This is a genomic window from Actinoalloteichus spitiensis RMV-1378 (assembly GCF_000239155.1).
In the GTDB taxonomy this organism is placed as follows: Bacteria; Actinomycetota; Actinomycetes; order Mycobacteriales; family Pseudonocardiaceae; genus Actinoalloteichus_B; species Actinoalloteichus_B spitiensis.
Window position 1 is genome coordinate 21,921 of record NZ_AGVX02000136.1, and the last position, 20,894, is coordinate 42,814.

A 20,894-nucleotide genomic window follows, 5' to 3' on the forward strand; every position below is an offset into this window, starting at 1 on the left:
AGCCGCTCGGGTCAGCTGACCAGGGTCAACACCAACCGGTCGCGGCTTCCCCTCGCCCGCACCGTCCTCGCCCGCAGCCACGCCTCGAACCGGTCCGGGGGCAGCGGACGCGAGATGAGGTACCCCTGCGCCGTGTCACAGCCCATCCCCACCAACTGGTCCCGGACGGCGTCCTCCTCAACCCCCTCCGCCACCACGGACAGGCCGAGCGAGTGCCCGAGCTCGATGATCGAACGCACCACGGCCATGTCACTGAGGTCCGAGCCCATCCCGAAGACGAAGCTCTTGTCGATCTTGACCTCGTCCACCGGCAACTGGCGCAGGTAGGCCAGTGAGGAATAGCCCGTCCCGAAGTCGTCCACGGCGAGGACGACCCCCAGCGCGTGCAGCCGCCGCAGCACCGGGAGCGCCCGTTCCGGGTCGGCCATGACCCCGGACTCCGTCAGTTCGAAGGTCAACAGCTCCGGTGGCACCCCGGTCCGGTCGAGCGCCTCGGCCACCACGTCCGGGAAGTCCTCGTCCGCGAGGTTGCGCACCGAGAGGTTCACCGAGGCGGACAGGCGCAACTCGCGGTCCAACCAGCCCCTGACCTGTTCCAGCGCCCGTTCCATCACGAAACAGGTCAGCGCGTCGACCAGACCGGTGGCCTCCACGGCCGGCACGAACTCGTCCGGGTCCAGTCGCCCGAACTCGGGGTGGGACCAGCGCACGAGAGCCTCCACCCCGATCACCTCGCGGTCGCGCAACGCGATCTTCGGTTGGAAGTGCACCTCGACCTGACCGGTGTCCAGGGCTTGCCGGAAGTGGGTCACGAGCTGGAACCGCCGCAGGAAGATCTGCCCCATGCTCGGCACGTACTCGCGCACCGCCGCGTCGCCGTTGCGGGCGGCGCGCAACGCCACGTCCGCGTGCTGGAGCATGCTGTCGGCGTCGTCCCGCACCTCGGGGTCCACCCCGGCGACCGCGTAGCCGACGACGGCTCCCGCCTCCACCGTCAACCGGTCGACGGGGTACGGCGCCGCCACCTCGGCCCGCAGCCGTTCCGCGAGGCGGGAGACCTCCTCGTCGGTCTGGCCGGCGAGGAGGACCGCGAAGGAGCCGCCCTCCAGCCGGGCGAGCACCGCCGACCGCCCCAAGACGTCCCGCATGCGCCGCCCGGCCGCCACGACCATCCGGTCGCCCCAGGCGTGCCCGAGCGCCTCGCTCACCGTCGACAGCACCTCCAGGTCGAGTCGGAGCAGCACGAGCCGCTGCGCCGAGCGCAACCGGTCGGCGGTGAGCTCCCGGAAGCCCTGGCGGTTGAGCAGGCCGGTGAGCGGGTCGTGGTAGGCGTCGTGGCGCAGCCTCCCGAGCAGTTGGCGGTTGTCCAGGGCCGTGGCGAGGTGGCTGGCCAGGGTCCGCAGCAACCGGACGTCGGCGAGGCCGAAGCCCCGCCAGCGGCTGATCCGGTCGTGGACCTCCACCGTCCCGAGGACCTGCTGGGCTCCGTGGAGCGGCACGACGAGCGCCTCGCTCGCACCGCGTGCCCGCAGTGCGTCGCGCACGTCCTCCGGGGCGTCGGCGGCCCTGAAGTACCGCACCTGGGATCCAGGCAGCTGGAGCAGCGGATCGCCCCGGGTCGCCCACGGGCGTTCCCGCGCCGGCTCCCCGTCCTGGTCCTCCCCCGACACCGTGGTCACGACCTCGGACGGGCCGTCGCGGAACAGGTGCAGCACGACGCGGTTGGCGTTCAGCTGGTCGCGGATGCGATCGGTGACGCGTCGCCAGTCGACCGGATCGGCCTGGGAGTGGGACACCGCGGAGGCGGGCCGGCTGATCGCCTCCTGCCCGGAGCGGGCCACGGCCAGGCTCACCTCGCTGAGCGCCTCCAGGTCGCGGCGCTCCCGCAGCAGACCGGAGTAGGCGTGGTAGAGCCCGACGACGGTGGCGCACAGGAACACGACCAGTGCCCACCCCCAGGGCTGGGCGACGGCGACCTCGTAGCCGACCAGGGCGACCGAGGTGTTCAGCAGGCCGATCACCAGGATGTACAACGCCATCCGCACCGCCCCGGAGAGCCGGACCTCACCGCCCAGGACGCGCATCGCGCCGAGCGCGAGGACCGCGCTGACCAGCGGGGAGGACAGCGCACCCAACAACACGGGCAGCCACGCCGGCCCCACGTCCCCGAGCGGACCGCTCAGCAGCGCCACGAGGCCGAACGGAATCGCCACCTCGAGGCACATGACGCCGGCGTTGTAGACGCCGTGGCTGAGCGCCCGGCGGCTGAGCAGCGTGCCCATCAGCATGCCCATCCCCGCCAGGAGATGGGCCAGGAGCACGACCTCGAAGGGCGCGACCAGCAGACCGACCACGAGGGGGATCTCGGTGAAGGAGACCGTCCAGCCGACCCGGTTCACGTCGACGTGGATGGTGAACCGCTCGGCGAGCAGGAAACCCGCGCCCAGGAGCGGGCCGACCCACCAGATCGACTCCCCGTAGGAGGCGACGCCGGTTCCGGACCACCCGACCGCCAGGGAGGCCAGCACGCCGGCGGCGAACACCAGGAACGCGAAGAACCGGAAGGAACGCTGGCGCGTGCCCCTCGTGTCCGTGTCCTGACTCCGCGCCACACCCGTCTCGTCGGACATGCGACTTCCCCTTCCCTGCCCCCACCGCGCACCCCGGTTGTGCACCCGGTGCCACCGTGGAGCACGCCGGCCGGCGGAAACCGTGGTCGCGATCGGCGACCAGGAGGGGCGACCGACGGGCTGATCCAGTTCTACCACGCTCCTCGGCGATCTTTTCGTCTTCGAGGCCGAAAAGTGAACGGCGGTGCGACGAAGCCAACAGGAAAGCGATTACCGACAAAGGGCCCGAAAAGACCAGCACCCATTCTTCCTGCCATTCCTACGCTGGGTGAGACCCGCGACGCCATGCGTAACCACAGCTCAGCGCCGCACCTCCATGCCGGCTCCGCAGCGGAGCCCGCGAGGTCGACACCGCGTCACGACCGCCTGCCCCAGATCACGATGGGTAATATCGGATCCGTTAATCGCCGACCCGGCGCCGGGTTACCCGCCGTTGTCGGCGGTCCGCACATCGATCGACTCGTTGTCGAATTCCATTCGTGGATTCTCCTCGTGACGACCCGGGCGCCCGTTCCCACCTGGCACGCGACCCGGGCCGCCCGGTCGACCGATCCACGTGGCCGGTGGTCGCCACCGCGTCCCCCGCCACGCCTAGGATGTGGCCGGTCGACCGACCGGACCGAGCGGGGGCGGGGACGATGAGGGCTGCGATCTACCGGGCTCCCGGCGGACCCGAGGTGCTGCGCGTCGAGACCGTCCCCGACCCCGAGCCCGCCGAGGACGAGGTCCTCGTGCGCGTCGAGGCGATCAGCATCGAGGGCGGCGACCTCCAGGCACGGCGTGCCGTCGACCCGGGTTCTCCCCCACGGGTCGTGGGGTACGCGGCTGCCGGCGAGATCGTGGCCCTGGGGACGGCGGTCACCAGCTTCTCGGTGGGCCAACGGGTCGTGACCTTCGGTTTCGAGGGCTCCCACGCGTCACTCCGCGCCGCGCCCGCCGCGACGACCTGGGCCGTCCCGGACGGAGTGGGGAGCACGACGGCGGCCGCCGCGTTCATCGGCCTCGGCACCGCCGCGTTGGCCGTGTCCCAGGCCGCGATCCAGCCCGGCGAGGCCGTCCTGGTGCAGGGTGCCACGGGGGGCGTCGGCGTCGGCCTCGTCCAACTCGCCCACCGAGCCGGAGCCAGGGTGCTCGGCACGGGCAGCGACCCGGCCGCACTCGACGCGCTGCGCCCTCACGGCCTCACCGACGCGGTCGTCCCGCGTCCCCACGCCATCGCCGACCAGGTGCGGGCCGTGCTCGACCACGGGGCGCACGTCCTCATCGACACCGTCGGGGGCGACGCCCTGCTGGCCGGCCTCGGAGCCGTCGAGGACGGTGGTCGTGTCGTGCTCGTCGGCGGCAGGTCCGGCGGATCGGCGGCCATCGACACCCTCCAGATCCTCGCCCGGCGGCTGACGCTGATCGGCTGCTTCCTCGGCGGTGTCATGGCGGAACCAGCGACCCGCACCCTGCTCGACACGATGCTCCGTGACGTCGCCACCGGCACGCTGTCCGCTCCGGTGGACCGGGTCTACCCGCTCTCCGAGGCCGCCGCCGCCCACGCCCGCGCCGAGGAACGGGGGCGGCTCGGCCGCGTCATCATGGTTCCCTGAGCGCGGCTGCGAGCACCGGCGCCGCCCGGGATCACGCCGAGGGCACTGGCCTCGGCGCGGCTCACCCGCCACCGTCGGCCAGGCCCGCGAGGCCCACGGCTAGGCGCCGAGCCGGTCGGCCAGGTCGGCCAGCCCCTCGGCGTGCAGGTCGAACCGGTCGGAGGAGGCTGGCGGGTCCCCCACGGGTCGGGCGACGTAGGCGGAACGCAGACCGAGGCGCCGCGCTCCCCGCAGGTCCCACGAGTGCGCCGCGACCATCAGCAACCGCTCCGGCGGCAGCCCGGACACGGTGACCGCCAGCTGGTAGACCGCTGGATCCGGCTTGTACGTCCGCGCCTCCTCAGCTGAGAGCGCCTGGTGCCACCGCAGTCCGGCGTGGGCGTTCAGTTCCAACAGGGCCGTGCGGCTCGCGTTGGAGAGCCCGATCAGCGGGAACCGTTCGGCAAGCCGGGCGAGCGCCGCGACCGTGTCCGGCCACGGCGTGAGCCGCCGAGCGGACAGCGCCAGCCGCGCGACGGCCGCCGGGTCGTCGACTCCGGCTGCCTCGGCGACGACCTCGGCTGCCTCCCGGTCGAGTCGATCGCTGGGTTCGTAGGGCCGGGCGCCGTCGAGGACGCGACCTTGTTCACGTTCGACGTGCCGCTGCCACAGCGAGAGGAGCTCCTCCGTCCTGGCGTCGTCGAGCGACGGGTCGAGCTCGCGGATACCGGCGCGGATACCGGCCGGTTCGTCGACGAGCGTACCGAGCACATCGAACACGATGGCGTCCGTTCGCGGATGTGGCATGCGGGACCTCCCGAGCGCAGTAGGGCGTGACGGACATCGCCCCTCACAACCGCGCGGAGCACACCCGTGTTCCCCGGAGGACGCCCTCATCGCGGCTGGCCGGCCTGACGCACCAACGCGAACGCGGGGGGTCCGCGACGCCGCACCGCACGCGCGCTGGGTGGCTGCCGGGTCCCGTGGTCGGGCGCCCGGCACGACGGCGCCGCGACGATCCCGACCTTGGTGCCGTCAGGAGGGCGTCCCGGCGTTGCCGCGAGGGTTCCGGTGGGGCGGGACCAGCGGCCATGTCCTCGGCGAGGCTCTGTTCCCGCCCCTCTCGGGCCGAGGCACGCCACCCGTGCCTCCCCGCGATCAGGACGAGCTCGCCCCTTGGCCCTCCACGCCGGACGTCCCTCAACCTCCCGAACTCGGTGGCCTGCGGACCAGGGCGCCACCCTGTACGCGGCTGGACGGCCGCGTGGAGCCCCGCCCGGGTCGCAGCGGGCAGGGGCGGCCGAGCGCTCCGCCGGCTCTCCGCACGGACGTGGACGGGGGAGCCGGAGGCCCCGCCTGGGCCGCGCAGGCGCCGAGCGGCCGAGAACTTCGGCACGTATTCGGCACAGACACCCGTAGAAGGCTGTTCACAGCCGGACGACGTACGAACGCCCCGGTGGGCTGTTCTCGCAGCTCACCGGGGCGTTCTGGCTGGTGTGGCGGGTGAAGGATTCGAACCTTCGTAGCTTGCGCGACGGATTTACAGTCCGCTCCCTTTGGCCGCTCGGGCAACCCGCCTTGCCGAACCGTCACCCGATCCGACGCCACAGAGCATACACGCACCACCGGTGGTACCCGCACGGGGGTTGTGGTCGGCGTGTCGCCCGCTCTGCCACGGCTCGGGGAAGCCCGACCACGCACCACCCCTCCCGCGCGGAAAGCCCCGTGCCGCGCATGGCATCGCCCCTGGCGGGAGGGGGCGGGTGCGACGCGGTCAGGCGAGGCGCGCCTAGTAGGTTTGCGCCACCACAGGCGACGCGGCGCCCTGCCGTGTCGGCACACGACCGCGGAGGTGGGGCCAGGTGGCGGACGCGTCATTCGACGTCGTGAGCAAGGTCGACCGCCAGGAGGTGGACAACGCGCTCAACCAGGCGGCCAAGGAGCTGTCGAGCCGTTTCGACTTCCGAGGGACCGGGACCAGGATCTCCTGGGCCGGCGAGGAGGCGGTGACGATCGAGTCCGAGACCGAGGAGCGCTGCCGGGCCGCGATCGAGGTCTTCAAGGAGAAGCTCATCAAGCGGGGCATCTCGATGAAGGCGTTCGAGGTGGGTGACCCCGCCCTGTCCGGCCAGGTCCACAAGGTCACGGGCAAGATCATCCAGGGCATCGCCAGCGACAAGGCCAAGCAGATCGCGAAGAAGATCCGGGACGAGGGCCCGAAGGGCGTGCAGGCCCAGATCCAGGGTGAACAGCTCCGGGTGTCGGCCAAGAAGAAGGACGACCTCCAGAAGACCATCAGCCTGCTCAAGGAAGCCGACTTCGACATCGCCCTCCAGTTCACCAACTACCGGTAGGAGCGCGCCCAGCCGGCTGGACGCGCCGCGCGGGGCGCGGCCGGCTCGGCACGAGCGGATGCGGCGTCGTCCTGGCCACCGGACCCGACCGTCCGGTGGCCCGGCGCTCGTGCCCAGCGCCCGTTGACCCGGCGGGCGGTGACATCAGCAATCATGCGGTGCCGCGAGGCGGTGTGAGCGGGTAACGTCCTGGCACCGTGAAGGGGATTGTGCTTGCCGGCGGCAGCGGTACCCGACTGCATCCGATCACCCAGGCGGTGTCCAAGCAGTTGCTGCCGGTCTACGACAAGCCGATGATCTACTACCCGATCTCGGTGTTGATGCTCGCCGGAGTCCGGGAGATCCTGATCATCTCGACTCCCCAGGACCTCCCGCTGTTCCGCCGGCTGCTGGGCGACGGCGAGCAGCTGGGCCTGCGCTTCGAGTACGCGGTGCAGCCGGAGCCCAACGGGCTCGCCGAGGCGTTCCTGATCGGGGCCGATTTCATCGGTGAGGACGACGTCGCCCTGGTCCTCGGCGACAACATCTTCTACGGCCACGGGTTGCCCAGGCTGCTCAGCAGGCACTCCGCCTCGGTGGACGGGTGCGTGCTGTTCGGTTACCCGGTGCAGGACCCGGAGCGGTACGGCGTCGGCGAGGTCGACGCGCACGGCCGGCTGCTCTCCATCGAGGAGAAACCGGTCACGCCGAAGTCGAACAAGGCGATCACCGGGCTGTACTTCTACGACAACGACGTGATCGAGATCGCCAAACAGCTCACGCCCTCGCCCAGGGGCGAGCTGGAGATCACCGACGTGAACCTCGCCTACCTGCGGGAGGGCCGGGCCAGGCTGGTCGACCTGGGCCGGGGCTTCGCGTGGCTGGACACCGGGACGCACGACGCGATGCTGGCGGCGGGGCAGTTCGTCCAGGTGCTGGAGGCCCGGCAGGGCGTCCGGATCGCCTGCCTCGAGGAGATCGCGCTGCGCATGGGCTACATCGACGCCGAGGCGTGCCACGCGCTGGGCGCCGCCCTCGCCAAGTCCGGGTACGGCCGCTACGTGATGGACGTCGCGCGGGGCGTCCTCGACGGCTGACGCCTCCCCCGGGGTCGGGCCGGGGCGGCCTCGGAGCCCACCGGACTCACCAGGGCAGTTGTCGACCGGCGAGTTGCTCGAGTCGGCGGACCCGGTCGTCGATGGGCGGGTGGGTGGAGAACATCCTGGCCATGCCCTCCCCCGGGCGGAACGGGTTGGCGATCATCAGGTGCGACTCGGACACGAGCCGGGGTTCGGGCGCGAGCGGCGCCTCCCGGGTGCCCCGTTCCAGCTTCCGCAGCGCGGAGGCGAGGGCGAGCGGATCGCCGGTCAGCTCCGAGCCGGAGGCGTCCGCCTGGTACTCGCGCGACCGGCTCACCGCCATCTGGACGACGGCGGCCGCGATGGGGCCGAGCAGTGCGATGAGCAGCAGCGCGAAGGGGTTCGACCGGTTGCCGTTGCCGCCGAAGGCGCCGAAGAACATCGCGAAGTTCGCCAGGAAGGTCACCACGCTGGCGAGCGCGCCCGCGACCGAGGAGATGAGGATGTCCCGGTTGTAGACGTGGGAGAGCTCGTGCCCCAGCACGCCGCGGAGCTCACGTTCGTCCAGCAGGCGCAGGATGCCGGTGGTGCAGCAGACCGCCGCGTTGCGGGGGTTGCGGCCGGTGGCGAAGGCGTTGGGCGCCTCGGTGGGGCTCACGTAGAGCCGGGGCATCGGCTGCCGGGCGCCGGTGGCCAGCTCCCGGACGATCCGGTACATCGCCGGTTGTTCCGCCTCGGAGACCGGCCTCGCCCGCATCGCCCGGAGCGCCAGCTTGTCGGAGTTGAAGTAGGCGTAGCCGTTCACGGCCAGGGCCAGCACCAGGCCGATCAGGAGACCGGTCCGCGCTCCGATCACACCCGCGACGACGATGATGAGCGCGCTGAGGCCACCGAGGAGCAGCGCGGTCTTCAGCCCGTTCCAATGCTTGTGCACGTCGTATCGCCTCCGCCGGATCACTCGACTGCCGGTGCGGTTACGTCCGTCCGAACAACGTGCTGGGCCGACCGGACGTTCCCCCACTCACTTTCCGTGACCGGGATCCCACTCGCTCGGGCGGTGGTTCCGCCCCGTCGTCCAGCGGGGGTGGAGGGGGCACGGCGGCGACCGAGGCCATCAGGTCCTCCCGCTCGGCGACCAGCTCGGACGTGGCTCCCAGGCCATCCACGCCACCGGTGCCCGGGTAGTCGTGCGTCTCGGCCCAGTGGAGCGCGTCGAACGGGCAGACCTCGACGCAGATCCCGCAGTACAGGCACTGTCCGTAGTCGATGGCGAACCGGTCGAGGACCGGTTGCCGGCGGTCCCGCGCCCGTCCCGGCTGGGGGACCGTCTCCGTGTGGGACTCGATGTGGATGCACCAGTCGGGGCACTCGCGGGCGCACAACATGCAGACCGTGCAGTTCGCCTCCACGAGGGCGAGGGCGCCCCGGGACCGTGCCGGTACTCCCGGGCTCCCGCCCGGGGTGTGCCCCGGGCCGGTGGCGCCGTCTGGTGTTGGCCGCGCGCTGCTCACGATCGTTCCCTCCGAGGTCCCCAGGACGGGTCCGGTACGCCGGGTGGGGTGCCGCGCCGTCTCCCACCCGTCGCGGCGTCGGCGGCGGACTCCCCCGGCTCCGGTGCTCCGGGCCACGGCCGGGTGGCCCGGGAGGCCAGCACGAAGTCCTTCCGCAGGGGGTGGCCGACGAAGGTGGGGGCCAGCAACAGCGGAGGCGTCGCGAGCCCGGTCACGTCGAGGCCGAACATCTCGGCGAGCTCCCGCTCGTGCCAGGCGGCCCCGTCCCACACCTGGTGCAGGCTGGGCAGGGCCTCGCCGGCCAGCACCCGGGTGCGGAGCAGCAGCCCGAGCCGGCGGGAGGGGTTCACGACGTGCAGGGTGACGCGGTGGGCCCGCCCGGGTTCCTCGGTGGGGCCCCCGGCGTCCTCGGCTCCCAGCCAGTCGAAGAGGGCGCACCCGAGAGCGCCGTGGGCGGCGCGGGCCGCGTCGCGCCAGCTGGCGAGGGGGACGGACACCGCGTGCTGGCCGAACTCCGCGGCCACGTCGGCGTCCGGCAGGTGTCGCGACAGTTCCTCGGCGAGTGCGGCCGATCCGGCCCTCATGCGGTGTCCTCGCTCGTCGTGTTCGCTGCGCCGGTCGTGCCGGGCCCCTGGTCCTCGGCGAGCATCCGCTGGAGGGCGCGCAGTCCGCCCAGCACCGCGTCGGGGCGGGGCGGGCAGCCGGGGACGGCGACGTGGACCGGGAGCAGCTGGTCGATGCCCTTGGTGACGCTGTAGGAGTCCCAGTAGGGGCCGCCGGTGTTGCTGCACGCCCCGACCGAGAGGACGTAGCGGGGCTCCGGCAGTTCCGCGTAGGCGGCCAGCACGGCCGGCAGCATCACGTCGGTGACCGTTCCCGACACCACCAGCACCCAACCGGCCGGGGGGTCCGGGGGATCGGCGGCGGCCGGTTCGGCGGGGGCGCCCTCCTCGTGGAGGGCCGCCATCACCTCGACGCCGCAGCAGGCCAGCCCCAGGTCGAGCACCGTGACCCGGAACAGCCCCTCCCACGACAGCGACGTCCGTCGTGGCGTGGGTGGGCCGAGTCGGAGCGGGGTGGTGGTCACGAGGCGACAGCGTAGGCGGGGTGGGCGGACGGTGGCGCGGCGGTGAGCCGTCCGACCGCTCGGCCGTTCAGGGGACGGCTGGCGGGGAGGAGTTGGCTCACTCCGGCGTCGGAAGGGGGGAGGCGAACCGGATCAGGTTGCCGTCGAGGTCGGTGTGCGCGCCCTCCAGCAGTCCGTGGTCGGTGGCGACCGGCGGCTGGGTGGTGCCGCCGGAGGAGCTCGCCTCCCAGGCGGCGGCGAGCGCGCCGGCGTCGTCGACGTGGAGGTAGGCAGCGCTCCCGCCCGTCCCGGGGTCGTGCCCGGGCGTCGGGCTGAGGTGCAGCTCGACGTCGTCCCGCTGGGCGACGGCGTAGCTGGCGTCGTCGTAGGCCGCCACCTCGAAGCCGAGCGTCCGGTAGTGCTCCATCGCGGCGAGCAGGTCGCGGACGGGGAGGATCGGGGCGATGCGGCGGGCGGTGACCATGGCGGTCAGCCTCTCACGGCCGCCCGTCAGGGGTCGGAACGCGACGGCCCGGGTTCGGCGAGCCGGGGAGCCGGGGAGCCGGGGAGCCGGGGAGCCCCAACCTCCACTCCTCACCTGACTGGGGGAAGAGGTCCACTCGATGTGGTCAGGACCGGCCGGGGGACGGCCAGCCGCCACTACGTTTGACCCCTTGATCATCCAGGGCTTCCCGCCGGATGGCGGCGTGGCCATGTCCCGGACGAAGAGGTCATCACAGTGTTGAAGCAGTTTGGAACGGTCTCCGCCACGGTCGCCGGTCTGCTCGCCGCCGGCGCCCCGGCCGCCTTCGCCGCCGAGGCCGGCAACCGGCTGGACCCGGCTCTCGACCGGCTGGAGACCGAGGTGGAGAACCACGTCTGCGCGACCACCGTCGTGGTCGGCGCGGTCACCGGCGGCAAGCTGTACGACCCGGTGTACGACACCTGCCTGGCCGACAAGCTGGCCGAGGCGGGCATGCTCTGACGGGTGTGGCCGGCCGGCGCGCGGGCCGGCCGGCCCGTTCCCGACGTCGACCACCTGGTCGGCGTCCCGATCCGCTCCGGCGAACCGGCACCGGCTTCCCCCCGGGGGGGCCGAACCCGGCGCCGGAGCACCAGCGCACCTCAGTCCCGCAGCTCCATCGTGCAGCACTTCGGGCCCCCGCCCGCCTTCCGCAGCTCGCTGATGTCGACGAGGACGGGGTCGAACCCGCGCAGCGCGAGCCGCGCGGCCAGGTTGGTGGCCTCCAGGGGCAGCACGACGTGCCGTCCGTCCGACACCCCGTTGAGCCCGAGGCACCGGGCGTCGGTGTCGTCGGCGATCACGGCGTCGGGGAAGAGGCGTTCCAGGACCCGGCGTGATCCGGGGGAGAACGCCGGCGGGTAGTAGGCGATCAGGGGGTCGGACCCCTGGTCGTCGAGCACGAAGAGCGCCGTGTCCAGGTGGTACAGCCGGGGGTCGACCAGGCGCAGGGACACCACCGGGACACCCAGGGTCTCCTGGGCCTCCGCGTGCGCGGCGAGTTCGGTGCGGAACCCGGTTCCGGCCAGCAGCAGGCGCCCCGTCCAGGTGAGGTCCCCTTCCGCCTCGTTGACGTGCTCCGGCATCGTCACGTCGGAGTAGCCGTTGTCCTCGAACCAGCGCCGGTAGTGCTCCGCCTCGGGAGCCCGCTCGGCCGACCGGAACCGCGCGCCCAGCACCCGTCCGCCGACGACGGTTCCGGAGTTGGCCGCGAACACCATGTCCGGCAGCCCTTCGACGGGGTCGATCACCTCGACCCGGTGCCCGAGCCCCTCGTAGACCTGCCGCAGCGCGTGCCACTGGTCCAGGGCCCGTTCCCTGCTGACCGGGGCCGTGGGGTCCATCCACGGGTTGATGGCGTAGGTCACCTCGAAGTGGCTGGGGGGACACATCAGATAGCGGCGCGGGGTCGCGTCGCGACCGGTCGTCGCGCTCGGTCGTTCGGCCGGTTGGGCCAGTACTTGGCCGGGGGTGGCGCCGCCCACGAGCGGAGCGGCGGAGGGCACGGGAGCACCGGACGTGATGGACGACATGAACGAAATGTAAATCCCGCCATATACTACGAACAACGCCGCTGCGTTGCGTTTTTACCGGCAGAATGTTTCGCATGGATGAGATCGACCAGCGAATCGTTTCGTGCATGGTTACCGACGCCCGATCGAGTTATGCGGACATCGGCGCGGTCGTGGGGCTGTCGGCCCCCGCGGTGAAACGGCGGGTGGACAAACTGCTCGACCTGGGCATCCTGCGGGGCTTCACCGCGGTGGTCGACCCGGAGGCCCTCGGCTGGGGCACGGAGGCCTTCGTCGAGGTGCACTGCCACGGCAACGTGACCCCGGGACGGATCAGGAGCAGCCTGGAACCGCTGCCGGAGATCGTGGCGGCCTACACCGTGTCGGGAGCGGCGGACGCCATCGTCCACCTGCGGGCCGCGAGCATCCACCACCTCGAGACGGCCCTGGAACGGCTGCGGGCGGTGGACATCGTCGACCGCACCGTCTCGACCGTGGTGCTGTCGACCCTCCTGGAGCGGCCGCCGCAACCCGAGGGGCGCACCGGGCTGTCCCCCTGAGGCGAGCGCCGGCGGCGACCACCCGCCCTCCCCGGTGCGGTGGCGCCCGCCCACCGACCGGATCCGAACGCCGAGGGTGACCACGTCAGTCGAGCAAGTGACCGGATTCACTAACCCGGCTGGCTAGTAAGGTTGTCCTTATCGTGCCAATGGACGAAGCCGGGGGCCCGGCTGGTCACGGCGGTGGGCCGTGGCGTTGCCGGACACGGGGGTGTCCGGATGGTGAACGAACCGTTGCTCGGCCTCCGGTGGCCAACCGATCAGCGGCTACTCTCGACCGGAGGAAACGCGTCGAGAGCGGCGAGGGCCGCCAACCCCAACAACGCTAAGGACTGCGAAGACATGACCGTGACCGGCCACGGCGGCGACGGTCCCGCCGGGAACGGCGCAGCCGCGCTCCCGGACGGCGTCCAGGGCGGCCTACCGCCCCGCTCGAAAGAGGCTCACAAACTCGACCGGGTGGTGATCCGGTTCGCGGGCGACTCCGGCGACGGGATGCAGCTCACCGGCGACCGTTTCACCTCGGAGGCCGCTGCCTTCGGCAACGACCTCGCCACCCTGCCCAACTTCCCCGCCGAGATCCGCGCCCCCGCCGGCACCCTCCCGGGGGTGTCCAGCTTCCAGCTGCACTTCGCGGACTACGACATCCTCACCCCGGGGGACCGCCCCGACGTCCTGGTCGCGATGAACCCGGCCGCGCTGAAGGCCAACATCCGGGACCTTCCACAGGGCGGCATCCTGATCCTCAACACCGACGAGTTCACCAAGCGGAACCTGACCAAGGTCGGTTACTCCTCCAACCCGCTGGAGGACGGTTCACTCGGCGGGTTCCAGGTGCACGAGGTCGCCATGGCGACTCTGACCAGGGGCGCCCTGGAGGAGACCGGGCTGTCGAAGAAGGACGCCGAGCGGGCGAAGAACATGTTCGCGCTCGGCCTGCTGTCCTGGATGTACAACCGGTCCACCGAGGGCACCGAACGGTTCCTCCGGGAGAAGTTCCGGCGGCGGCCGGAGATCGCCGAGGCCAACGTCCTCGCGTTCCGCACCGGCTGGAACTACGGGGAGACCACCGAGGCCTTCGGGGTGACCTACGAGGTCGCGCCGGCGAAGCTGCCACCGGGCACCTACCGGCAGATCACGGGGAACCTGGCGTTGGCCTACGGGATCGTGGCCGCCGGCCAGCGGTCCGGTCTTGACGTCTTCCTCGGCACCTACCCGATCACCCCCGCCTCGGACGTGCTGCACGAGCTGAGCAAGCACAAGAACTTCGGGGTGACGACGTTCCAGGCCGAGGACGAGATCGCGGGGATCGGGGCGGCGCTCGGCGCCTCCTACGGCGGCGCCCTCGGCGTGACGACGACCTCCGGGCCCGGCATCGCCCTCAAGTCGGAGACGATCGGGCTGGCCGTGATGACCGAGCTCCCGCTGCTGATCTGCGACATCCAACGTGGTGGTCCGTCCACGGGCCTGCCGACCAAGACCGAGCAGGCCGACCTGCTCCAGGCCATGTACGGCCGTAACGGCGAGGCTCCCGTTCCGGTGCTGGCCCCGTCCTCGCCCGCCGACTGCTTCGACGTCGCGCTGGACGCCGCGCGGATCGCGCTCACCTACCGCACCCCGGTGCTGCTGCTGTCCGACGGCTACATCGCGAACGGCTCCGAGCCGTGGCTGCTGCCCGACCTCGCGGAGCTGCCCGACCTCCGCGTGCCGTTCGCGTCCGAGGCCAACGCCCCGGACGGGTCCGGCGAGTTCTGGCCCTACCTGCGGGATCCCGAGACCCTGGCCCGCCCGTGGGCCGTGCCGGGGACACCGGGCCTCGAGCACCGCATCGGCGGTCTGGAGAAGTCCGACGGACGGGGGGACATCTCCTACGACCCCGACAACCACGACCGGATGGTGCGCATCCGCCAGGCCAAGATCGACGGCATCACCGTGCCCGACCTCGAGGTCGACGACCCCTCCGGCGTGGCCGACGTGCTGGTCCTCGGCTGGGGCTCCACCTTCGGGCCCATCGGTGCGGCCTGCCGTCGCGTCCGGGCCGCCGGCACCCCCATCGCCCAGGCCCACCTGCGCCACCTCAACCCGATGCCGTCCAACCTCGGCGACGTGCTGGGGCGCTACCGGCGGGTGGTCGTGCCGGAGATGAACCTCGGGCAACTGGCGACGTTGCTGCGGGCCAGGTACCTCGTCGACGTGGTCAGCCACACCAAGGTGGCCGGCCTCCCGTTCAAGGCCGAGGAACTCCAGATGGTCTTCGACCAGGTGCTCCAGGAGGTCCACGCGTGAACGGGACCGGCGCACCCCACCGCACACCGGCCCGGCCCGCTCCGGGCCGCCCGGTCCACCGGACCGGGCACGCAGGATCACGTCAGGAGGACGCGTGACCACGGTTGATCTCGGCCTGCCCTCGATCGGCGGCACCGCCGGAGTCCCCACCACCGATGAGAAGCAGACCGCGAAGAGCTTCACCTCGGACCAGGAGGTCCGCTGGTGCCCGGGTTGTGGGGACTACGCCGTGCTCGCCGCGGTGCGGTCCTTCCTGCCGGAGCTGCGGCTGAAGCGGGAGAACACCGTATTCGTCTCCGGCATCGGCTGTTCCTCGCGATTCCCGTACTACCTGAACACCTACGGGGTGCACTCGATCCACGGCCGCGCCCCGGCCATCGCCACCGGGCTGGCCACCTCGCGCTCCGACCTGTCGGTGTGGGTCGTCACCGGTGACGGCGACGCCCTGTCGATCGGTGGCAACCACCTGATCCACACGCTGCGCAGGAACGTCAACCTGAAGATCCTGCTGTTCAACAACAGGATCTACGGGCTCACCAAGGGCCAGTACTCGCCGACCTCGGAGCAGGGGAAGGTCACCAAGTCCACCCCGGTGGGTTCGCTGGACCACCCGTTCAACCCGGTGTCCCTGGCGCTGGGCGCGGAGGCGACCTTCGTGGCCCGGGCGATGGACTCGGACCGGAAACAGCTGACCGAGGTCCTGCGGGCGGCGGCGGAGCACCGGGGCAGCGCCCTGGTCGAGATCTACCAGAACTGCCCGATCTTCAACGACGGCGCGTTCGACGTGCTCAAGGAGCCTGGTGAGCGGGAGCGGCGCATCGTCCCGCTGCGGGACGGTGAGCCGATCCGGTTCGGGCCGGAGGGCGAGTTCGGCGTCGTCCAGGACGGCTTCGAACTGCGCGTTCGCCGGGTCTCCGAGGTCGGTGAGGACGCCGTGGTCGTGCACGACGCCAGCCGCACCGACCCGGGTTACGCCTTCGCGCTCTCCCGGCTGGGCGGGCAGGACCTGGAGCACACGCCGACCGGGATCTTCCGGTCCGTGAGCCGTCCCACCTACGACGACCTGGCCCGGGAACAGGTGCGGCAGGCCCAGGAGTCGCGGCCGGCCGACCTGGCGGCGCTGCTGCGCGGCAACGACACCTGGCAGGTGCCTGGCTGACCAGCCGGGGGCGGTCGTCGTGCTCGCCGCGGCGGTGCCGTCGGCCGGGCACCGGCGTGTCGGCACGTGGGTGCTCCCGAGAACGTGTCGCCGCCTCGAGTGGCGGCGGGGTCGGGGGCGGTGTTCCCGCCGCCCCCGACCCGGGTCCTGAGGTCCCGCCGGAGCCGGCCGGACCTCAGTCCTGGTCCTTCTTGTCGAACCAGATGAAGTCACCACCGGGCGCCGGGTTGGGGTTGCCGTCGCCGGCGCGGCGGGGCAGGCCCGAGTCCGCGAACTCCTCCGGATCGAGCACCGGCTCGAAGAGGCTGCGCGCCCGTTCCCCGTCGCGCGGCGCCTCCCTCGGGGCCGGGTCGGCTGCGGGGGCGGTGGTGTGCTGGGTTTCCACGTCGTCCGTTCGGTTCGGCCCGGTGGCGCCCGGGCGGGGTGGCTGGTGGGTGTTCCCGCCGCGCTCCTCGTGCGACGTCGGGTTCGGTCGTGGCGCTTCGGGTGCGACGTCCTCCCGGATCGCCGGGATGACGCTGGTCTCCCCCTGGTCACCGGGCGGACCCGGCACGGGGCCGGCCGTGCCCTCCGGTGCCTCCGCCCCCGGGAAGGCGGGCGCGTCGTCGTCCTCGGACGGCCAGGCCATCTCCTCGACCTCGTCGGCCTCGCTGACCGCGGACGCGGCGGCCCTCGGCCCGCCGGTGTCGTCCTCGGGGAAGTCCGGGCGGCGGAAGAAGTCGGTGCGGCCCTCGGCGGGGTCGGCCGCCGGCCGGTCCGGCGTTCCGGTCGGCTCGTAGTCGTGCGCGGGCCAGGCGGCGTCCAGATCGTCGCCGTCGACCGGGGCGGCGGCCGGCGCCGGCTCGGTCGTCGGGAACTCCGGTTCCGCCCCGCCGCCGGGGTTCGGGTCCGACAGTTCGATGTCCGCCGGGTCGTCCACCGGGGTCCTGCGGGTGGGGCGGGACCGGGTGTCCAGGCGGCTGGTGCGCCCGCTCGTCTCCAGGGGGCGCTCCCCGCCTCGGGCGGCGGGGAAGAACCGTCCGGTCCGCTCCGCCTCGTCCTGCGCTGCACGACCGGTCCGCGCGGGGGAACCGGCGTGGCGGTCGTCGGCGGGTACAGGGGGGATGACGGCGGTCTGCTCGGCGGCCGCGGGTGCGGGTGCCGCGTCCTCGGACCGCGCCGCCGTGTCCTCGCCAGCCCAGCGCTCGGTGGGACGCGCACCGGCGGCCGGCGCCTCCGGCTCGGTCGACGCCGGTGGGGATACCAGGGTGCCGGGGTTCCGCCGCTCCTCGGGCACGGGCGCACCCTCGGGAGGAGGCGCCGAGGACACCAGGGTTCCCGAACCCCCGGAACGCTGGTCCGTCCCGCCACCACCGGGCGCGGGCTGCCGTTCGTTCTCCCAGGGGTCCTCGAACGGTTCGTCCGGCGCCGCCGCCTGGGACGGTGCCTCGCGCAGTCCCGCGAAGACGTCGTCCGAACTGATCTCCACCTCCGACGGCGGGTCCGTCGAGGACTGCCCGTCCCCGTGAGCGCCTCCACCGCTCGTGATCCGGTTGAGCCTCCGCTGCACGGGACGCACGAGCAACAGCCAGGTGGCCAGTGCTCCCAGCAGGAAGGCGAGCAGGCTCCACAGCCAGACCTGCCCGAAAATCGACGTCACAGGAAGTTCCTCCTAGCGCACGGCAACGCTGGCACCCCCACCGCGCCGGCACCGCACCGCGCCAACACGGCTCCGCGCGTTCGGCCCGCGTCGACGGCGGCTCCGCGCGTCCGACGGCCCCTCGAACCGGACACCCGGGGTCGGACGGCGACGGCCACGTCGGCGGGACCCGAACCCGCAAGGCCCCGCATACGCTACCCAACGCGCTGTTGATCTCACTCGAAGGTGTGAGTTGCGCACCAGTGAGTAGGCAATCCACCGGAAACCCCACCTCAGAGGCCTCCAGCCCGCCGGGCCCTCCCACCGGGACGAGCGACGCTTCCTCCTCCAGGCGTATGTTGGTTCGGTGTCAGCGAGCATCGTGGAGGGTGGAACTCGGGCCGCGGACCACGGCGGTCGCGGTGGTGGGGGCGGAACGATCCGCGGCGGTACCCTCTTCGGCGTCTCCGCGTACCTGGTGTGGGGAGTCCTGCCGGCCTTCTGGGCGTTGCTCGCCGCCGCCGGTTCCGTCGAGGTGCTCGCGCACCGCCTCCTGTGGACCTTCGTGCTGCTCGGTGGGGCCGGCCTGGTCTTCGGGTGGTGGCGGCCGCTGCGCACGCTCCCCCCGCGCCAGTGGGCGATGGTCCTGGGGGCGAGCGCCCTCATCACGGTGAACTGGGGGCTCTACGTCGTCGGCGTCCAGTCCGGCCAGACCGTCGACGTCTCCCTCGGCTACTTCATCAACCCGTTGGTGAGCGTGCTGTTGGGGATGGCCGTGCTCCGCGAGCGCCTGCGCGCCGGCCAGTGGGTGGCGCTGGGCACCGGGTTCTGCGCCGTCCTCGTGCTGACCCTCGACTACGGCCGTCCGCCGGTGTTGGCCGTCAGCCTCGCGATCACCTTCGGCCTTTACGGGCTGCTGAAGAAGACCGTCACGCTCGGCGCCGCGACGAGCGTGATGACGGAGAGCGCGTTGATGGCACCGCTGGCGCTCGGGTACCTGGTGTGGGCGCAGCTCGCCGGCTCGGCGACGTTCCTCTCGGAAGGGGTGGGCCACGCCCTGCTGCTGGTGCTCGCCGGCCCGGCCACCGCCGTGCCGCTGTTGCTGTTCAACGGGGCGGCCCGCCGCATTCCGCTCACGCTGCTGGGCATGCTCCAGTACCTGGCGCCGACCCTCATGCTCGTCTACGGCCTCGTCGTCGACGGTGAACCGATGTCGGCGGCGCGCTGGTTGGGCTTCGCCATCGTGTGGCTGGCGCTGCTGGTGTTCACGGTGGACAGCCTGCTGGCCTCGCGGCGGACCAGGAGGAGGAACCGGACGGCCTCGACGTCCACGCTGCCGCCGGTGTGAACGGGCGGCGAGCAGCTCACCTTCCTGGCGCTCCGACGCGGACCCCGGTTCCCGCCGCCGGGACCTCCGCCGCTCGCGAGGACCGGCGCCGCACCTGGTCGTACCCCCGGACGGGGCGGCTCGGCTCCCCGTGGCCAGCGCGGCACCCGGACCGGCGGTCGAAGTCCAGGAGGGCAGGACCAGCGCCGGGGAGCGCCCGTGCTGGGCGGACCACCGCCGCACGGTGCCCGGGCGGGACGGGGGAGGACCGACTCGGTGCGTGCCGGGGAACGACGCGGGGGCGGGGGCTCGTCCTCCTGGGCCCCGGTCCCGCCGCCGTCCCGGGAGCCGGGTCGCACGCCCGGGAACGGCCGCCCACCGGCCCGGAGCGGAGCTGGTCCTCGCCCCTACCGGGCTCCCCGGCCCGTACCCGCCGGGCCCCTCACCCTGGTGCTCCCGCCTCCCGCCGACGCACGGGGTACGACGCGCCGCCCCGGGCTGCGGGCCTGTTCGCCGTCCCCGGGCGCGGCCCGGGCTGGTCCCGTCGCTCCGGCAGCCAGGGTCGGAGCACCCCGTCCGGAGGAGCGGGACACCGGCCACCGAACCGGAGCGCCCACCCGGCGGGAGGCACCGGGCACCACCCTCAGGGGGCTGGGGCCCGCGGGCCGTCGGCTCCCGTCAGTTCGTCCGGGCCTGCATGTAGTCGATCAGACCACCCAGCGCGTCGTTCGCCGCTCCCCCGGGCAGCGTGGCCAGCTGGGCGCGCGCCTGGCGGGCGTAGTCGGCGAGGGTCTCCCGGGCCTTGCTCAGGCCGTCCGAAGCGCGGAGCAGGTCCAACGCCTCGGTCACGTGGGCGTCGTCGGTCAGCGGGCCCCGCAGCAGCTCCGTCAACCGCCCGTTGCCGTTCTCGTCGCCCAGGGCGTAGAGCATCGGCAGGGTGAGCACGCCCTCCCGCAGGTCCGTTCCGGGCGTCTTCCCGGACTCGGTGGCCGGCGAGTCGATGTCGATGACGTCGTCGGAGATCTGGAACATGCTGCCGACGAGCTCACCCAGCCGGCGCAGCGCCCGGACCTCGGCCTCGCCCGCCCCGGAGAGCATCCCGCCGTACTGCCCGGAGGTCGCGATCAGCGACCCCGTCTTCTCGGCGATGACGGTGAGGTAGTGGGAGACCCGGTCCACCCCGGCGGCCGGGCCGGTGCTCTCCCGCATCTGCCCGGTGACCAGTTCCCCGAACGTCGAGGCGATGATCCTCGCCGCCTCCACGCCGAGGTCGGCGACCAGGTAGGAGGCCCTGGCGAACAGGAAGTCCCCGGCGAGGATCGCGATCGAGTTGTCCCAGCGGGCGTTGGCGCTCGGCGCCCCGCGCCGCATGCTCGCCTCGTCCATCACGTCGTCGTGGTACAGGCTCGCGAGGTGCACGAGTTCCACGGCCGCGGCGGCCTTGACCACGTCCTCGTTGATGCCCCGACCGAACTGGGCGGCCAGCAGGGTGAACAGCGGCCGGAACCGCTTGCCCCCCGCCTCGAAGAGGTGGTGCGAGGTCTCCGAGATCAGGGTGACCTCGCTGCGCAACAACCCCCGGAGGAGATCTTCCACTTCCCGCAGCCCGGAACCCAGGGCCGAGGAGAGCCCTGGGTCCTCGATGTTCAGGGTGGAGAATCTCTCGCCGCCCGAACCGGTCTGCGCACTACTCGACACGTCAACGCCGCCTTCTCAC

Annotated in this window: 18 protein-coding genes and 1 tRNA gene; 8 read left to right on the forward strand and 11 right to left on the reverse strand. The window is 72.5% G+C overall.

Going from position 1 to position 20,894, the window contains the following annotated elements; all coding sequences use genetic code 11:
* Positions 1–11: 11 nt before the first annotated feature.
* Complete coding sequence (locus ACTIDRAF_RS0207310) at positions 12–2,630, reverse strand: putative bifunctional diguanylate cyclase/phosphodiesterase (protein WP_016698065.1); 2,619 nt, start codon at positions 2,628–2,630, stop codon at positions 12–14.
* Between the two features lie 638 nt (positions 2,631–3,268).
* On the opposite strand from ACTIDRAF_RS0207310, the gene ACTIDRAF_RS0207315 reads away from it, so the two are divergent.
* Complete coding sequence (locus ACTIDRAF_RS0207315; RefSeq protein ID WP_026065864.1) at positions 3,269–4,225, forward strand: quinone oxidoreductase family protein; 957 nt, start codon at positions 3,269–3,271, stop codon at positions 4,223–4,225.
* Between the two features lie 99 nt (positions 4,226–4,324).
* Here ACTIDRAF_RS0207315 and ACTIDRAF_RS0207320 read toward each other — a convergent pair whose 3' ends face one another.
* Positions 4,325–5,011 (reverse strand): haloacid dehalogenase type II, encoded by a 687-nt coding sequence (locus ACTIDRAF_RS0207320; RefSeq protein WP_016698067.1) that lies wholly within the window; start codon positions 5,009–5,011, stop codon positions 4,325–4,327.
* 690 nt (positions 5,012–5,701) lie between these two features.
* Positions 5,702–5,782 (reverse strand) — tRNA-Tyr (locus tag ACTIDRAF_RS0207325).
* 284 nt (positions 5,783–6,066) lie between these two features.
* Between ACTIDRAF_RS0207325 and ACTIDRAF_RS0207335 the strand changes: the two genes are divergently transcribed.
* The gene (locus ACTIDRAF_RS0207335; RefSeq protein ID WP_016698068.1) at positions 6,067–6,558 is read left to right on the forward strand and encodes a YajQ family cyclic di-GMP-binding protein; all 492 of its coding nucleotides are present in this window, start codon (positions 6,067–6,069) and stop codon (positions 6,556–6,558) included.
* 197 nt (positions 6,559–6,755) lie between these two features.
* Positions 6,756–7,634 carry a glucose-1-phosphate thymidylyltransferase RfbA gene (rfbA, locus tag ACTIDRAF_RS0207340; RefSeq protein ID WP_026065865.1) on the forward strand — a complete coding sequence of 293 codons (879 nt, stop codon included), beginning with the start codon at positions 6,756–6,758 and terminating at the stop codon, positions 7,632–7,634.
* A gap of 46 nt (positions 7,635–7,680) precedes the next feature.
* Here rfbA and htpX read toward each other — a convergent pair whose 3' ends face one another.
* The 5 genes from htpX to ACTIDRAF_RS0207365 all read right to left on the reverse strand — a co-directional run bounded on the left by htpX (position 7,681) and on the right by ACTIDRAF_RS0207365 (position 10,677).
* Entirely contained in the window at positions 7,681–8,550 is an 870-nt protein-coding gene (gene htpX, locus ACTIDRAF_RS0207345) for a zinc metalloprotease HtpX (protein WP_016698070.1), read from the reverse strand.
* A 40-nt stretch (positions 8,551–8,590) separates the two neighbouring features.
* Positions 8,591–9,127 carry a 4Fe-4S binding protein gene (locus ACTIDRAF_RS34405; RefSeq protein WP_245533465.1) on the reverse strand — a complete coding sequence of 179 codons (537 nt, stop codon included), beginning with the start codon at positions 9,125–9,127 and terminating at the stop codon, positions 8,591–8,593.
* The gene (locus ACTIDRAF_RS34410) at positions 9,124–9,711 is read right to left on the reverse strand and encodes an NADH-quinone oxidoreductase subunit C (RefSeq protein WP_016698072.1); all 588 of its coding nucleotides are present in this window, start codon (positions 9,709–9,711) and stop codon (positions 9,124–9,126) included. Before ACTIDRAF_RS34410 ends, ACTIDRAF_RS34405 begins: the two co-directional genes overlap by 4 nt.
* Positions 9,708–10,214, reverse strand: coding sequence for an NADH-quinone oxidoreductase subunit B (locus ACTIDRAF_RS0207360; protein WP_016698073.1), 507 nt, complete (start codon positions 10,212–10,214; stop codon positions 9,708–9,710). Before ACTIDRAF_RS0207360 ends, ACTIDRAF_RS34410 begins: the two co-directional genes overlap by 4 nt.
* Before the next feature lie 97 nt (positions 10,215–10,311).
* Entirely contained in the window at positions 10,312–10,677 is a 366-nt protein-coding gene (locus ACTIDRAF_RS0207365; RefSeq protein ID WP_016698074.1) for a VOC family protein, read from the reverse strand.
* A gap of 255 nt (positions 10,678–10,932) precedes the next feature.
* Between ACTIDRAF_RS0207365 and ACTIDRAF_RS0207370 the strand changes: the two genes are divergently transcribed.
* The gene (locus tag ACTIDRAF_RS0207370) at positions 10,933–11,178 is read left to right on the forward strand and encodes a hypothetical protein (RefSeq protein ID WP_016698075.1); all 246 of its coding nucleotides are present in this window, start codon (positions 10,933–10,935) and stop codon (positions 11,176–11,178) included.
* 140 nt (positions 11,179–11,318) lie between these two features.
* Here the strand turns inward: ACTIDRAF_RS0207370 and ddaH are convergent, their stop codons facing one another.
* Positions 11,319–12,248 carry a dimethylargininase gene (gene ddaH, locus ACTIDRAF_RS0207375; RefSeq protein ID WP_157162904.1) on the reverse strand — a complete coding sequence of 310 codons (930 nt, stop codon included), beginning with the start codon at positions 12,246–12,248 and terminating at the stop codon, positions 11,319–11,321.
* Positions 12,249–12,322: 74 nt separating this feature from the next.
* Here ddaH and ACTIDRAF_RS0207380 point away from each other — a divergent pair, with 74 nt between their 5' ends.
* From ACTIDRAF_RS0207380 to ACTIDRAF_RS0207390, 3 genes are all read left to right on the forward strand, one after another.
* Positions 12,323–12,787, forward strand: a complete 465-nt coding sequence (locus tag ACTIDRAF_RS0207380; protein WP_026065867.1) for an Lrp/AsnC family transcriptional regulator — start codon at positions 12,323–12,325, stop codon at positions 12,785–12,787.
* A gap of 342 nt (positions 12,788–13,129) precedes the next feature.
* Complete coding sequence (locus tag ACTIDRAF_RS0207385) at positions 13,130–15,073, forward strand: 2-oxoacid:acceptor oxidoreductase subunit alpha (protein WP_016698078.1); 1,944 nt, start codon at positions 13,130–13,132, stop codon at positions 15,071–15,073.
* 94 nt (positions 15,074–15,167) lie between these two features.
* Entirely contained in the window at positions 15,168–16,232 is a 1,065-nt protein-coding gene (locus ACTIDRAF_RS0207390; RefSeq protein ID WP_016698079.1) for a 2-oxoacid:ferredoxin oxidoreductase subunit beta, read from the forward strand.
* A 175-nt stretch (positions 16,233–16,407) separates the two neighbouring features.
* Here ACTIDRAF_RS0207390 and ACTIDRAF_RS0207395 read toward each other — a convergent pair whose 3' ends face one another.
* On the reverse strand, positions 16,408–17,871 hold the full coding sequence (locus ACTIDRAF_RS0207395; protein WP_026065868.1) for a hypothetical protein: 1,464 nt from the start codon (positions 17,869–17,871) through the stop codon (positions 16,408–16,410).
* Positions 17,872–18,217: 346 nt separating this feature from the next.
* Between ACTIDRAF_RS0207395 and rarD the strand changes: the two genes are divergently transcribed.
* Positions 18,218–19,198 (forward strand): EamA family transporter RarD, encoded by a 981-nt coding sequence (gene rarD / locus ACTIDRAF_RS0207400; RefSeq protein ID WP_016698080.1) that lies wholly within the window; start codon positions 18,218–18,220, stop codon positions 19,196–19,198.
* A 657-nt stretch (positions 19,199–19,855) separates the two neighbouring features.
* Here rarD and ACTIDRAF_RS0207405 read toward each other — a convergent pair.
* Positions 19,856–20,875 (reverse strand): polyprenyl synthetase family protein, encoded by a 1,020-nt coding sequence (locus ACTIDRAF_RS0207405; RefSeq protein ID WP_026065870.1) that lies wholly within the window; start codon positions 20,873–20,875, stop codon positions 19,856–19,858.
* Positions 20,876–20,894: the final 19 nt, after the last annotated feature.

What these genes read in the sequence shown, in the direction of transcription:
- ACTIDRAF_RS0207310 (WP_016698065.1), bottom strand. Translation starts at nt 2,630, where the DNA reads ATGTCCGACGAGACGGGTGTGGCGCGGAGTCAGGACACGGACACGAGG.
- ACTIDRAF_RS0207315 (WP_026065864.1), top strand. Translation starts at nt 3,269, where the DNA reads ATGAGGGCTGCGATCTACCGGGCTCCCGGCGGACCCGAGGTGCTGCGC.
- ACTIDRAF_RS0207320 (WP_016698067.1), bottom strand. Translation starts at nt 5,011, where the DNA reads ATGCCACATCCGCGAACGGACGCCATCGTGTTCGATGTGCTCGGTACG.
- ACTIDRAF_RS34410 (WP_016698072.1), bottom strand. Translation starts at nt 9,711, where the DNA reads ATGAGGGCCGGATCGGCCGCACTCGCCGAGGAACTGTCGCGACACCTG.
- ACTIDRAF_RS0207365 (WP_016698074.1), bottom strand. Translation starts at nt 10,677, where the DNA reads ATGGTCACCGCCCGCCGCATCGCCCCGATCCTCCCCGTCCGCGACCTG.
- ddaH (WP_157162904.1), bottom strand. Translation starts at nt 12,248, where the DNA reads ATGTCGTCCATCACGTCCGGTGCTCCCGTGCCCTCCGCCGCTCCGCTC.
- ACTIDRAF_RS0207380 (WP_026065867.1), top strand. Translation starts at nt 12,323, where the DNA reads ATGGATGAGATCGACCAGCGAATCGTTTCGTGCATGGTTACCGACGCC.
- ACTIDRAF_RS0207385 (WP_016698078.1), top strand. Translation starts at nt 13,130, where the DNA reads ATGACCGTGACCGGCCACGGCGGCGACGGTCCCGCCGGGAACGGCGCA.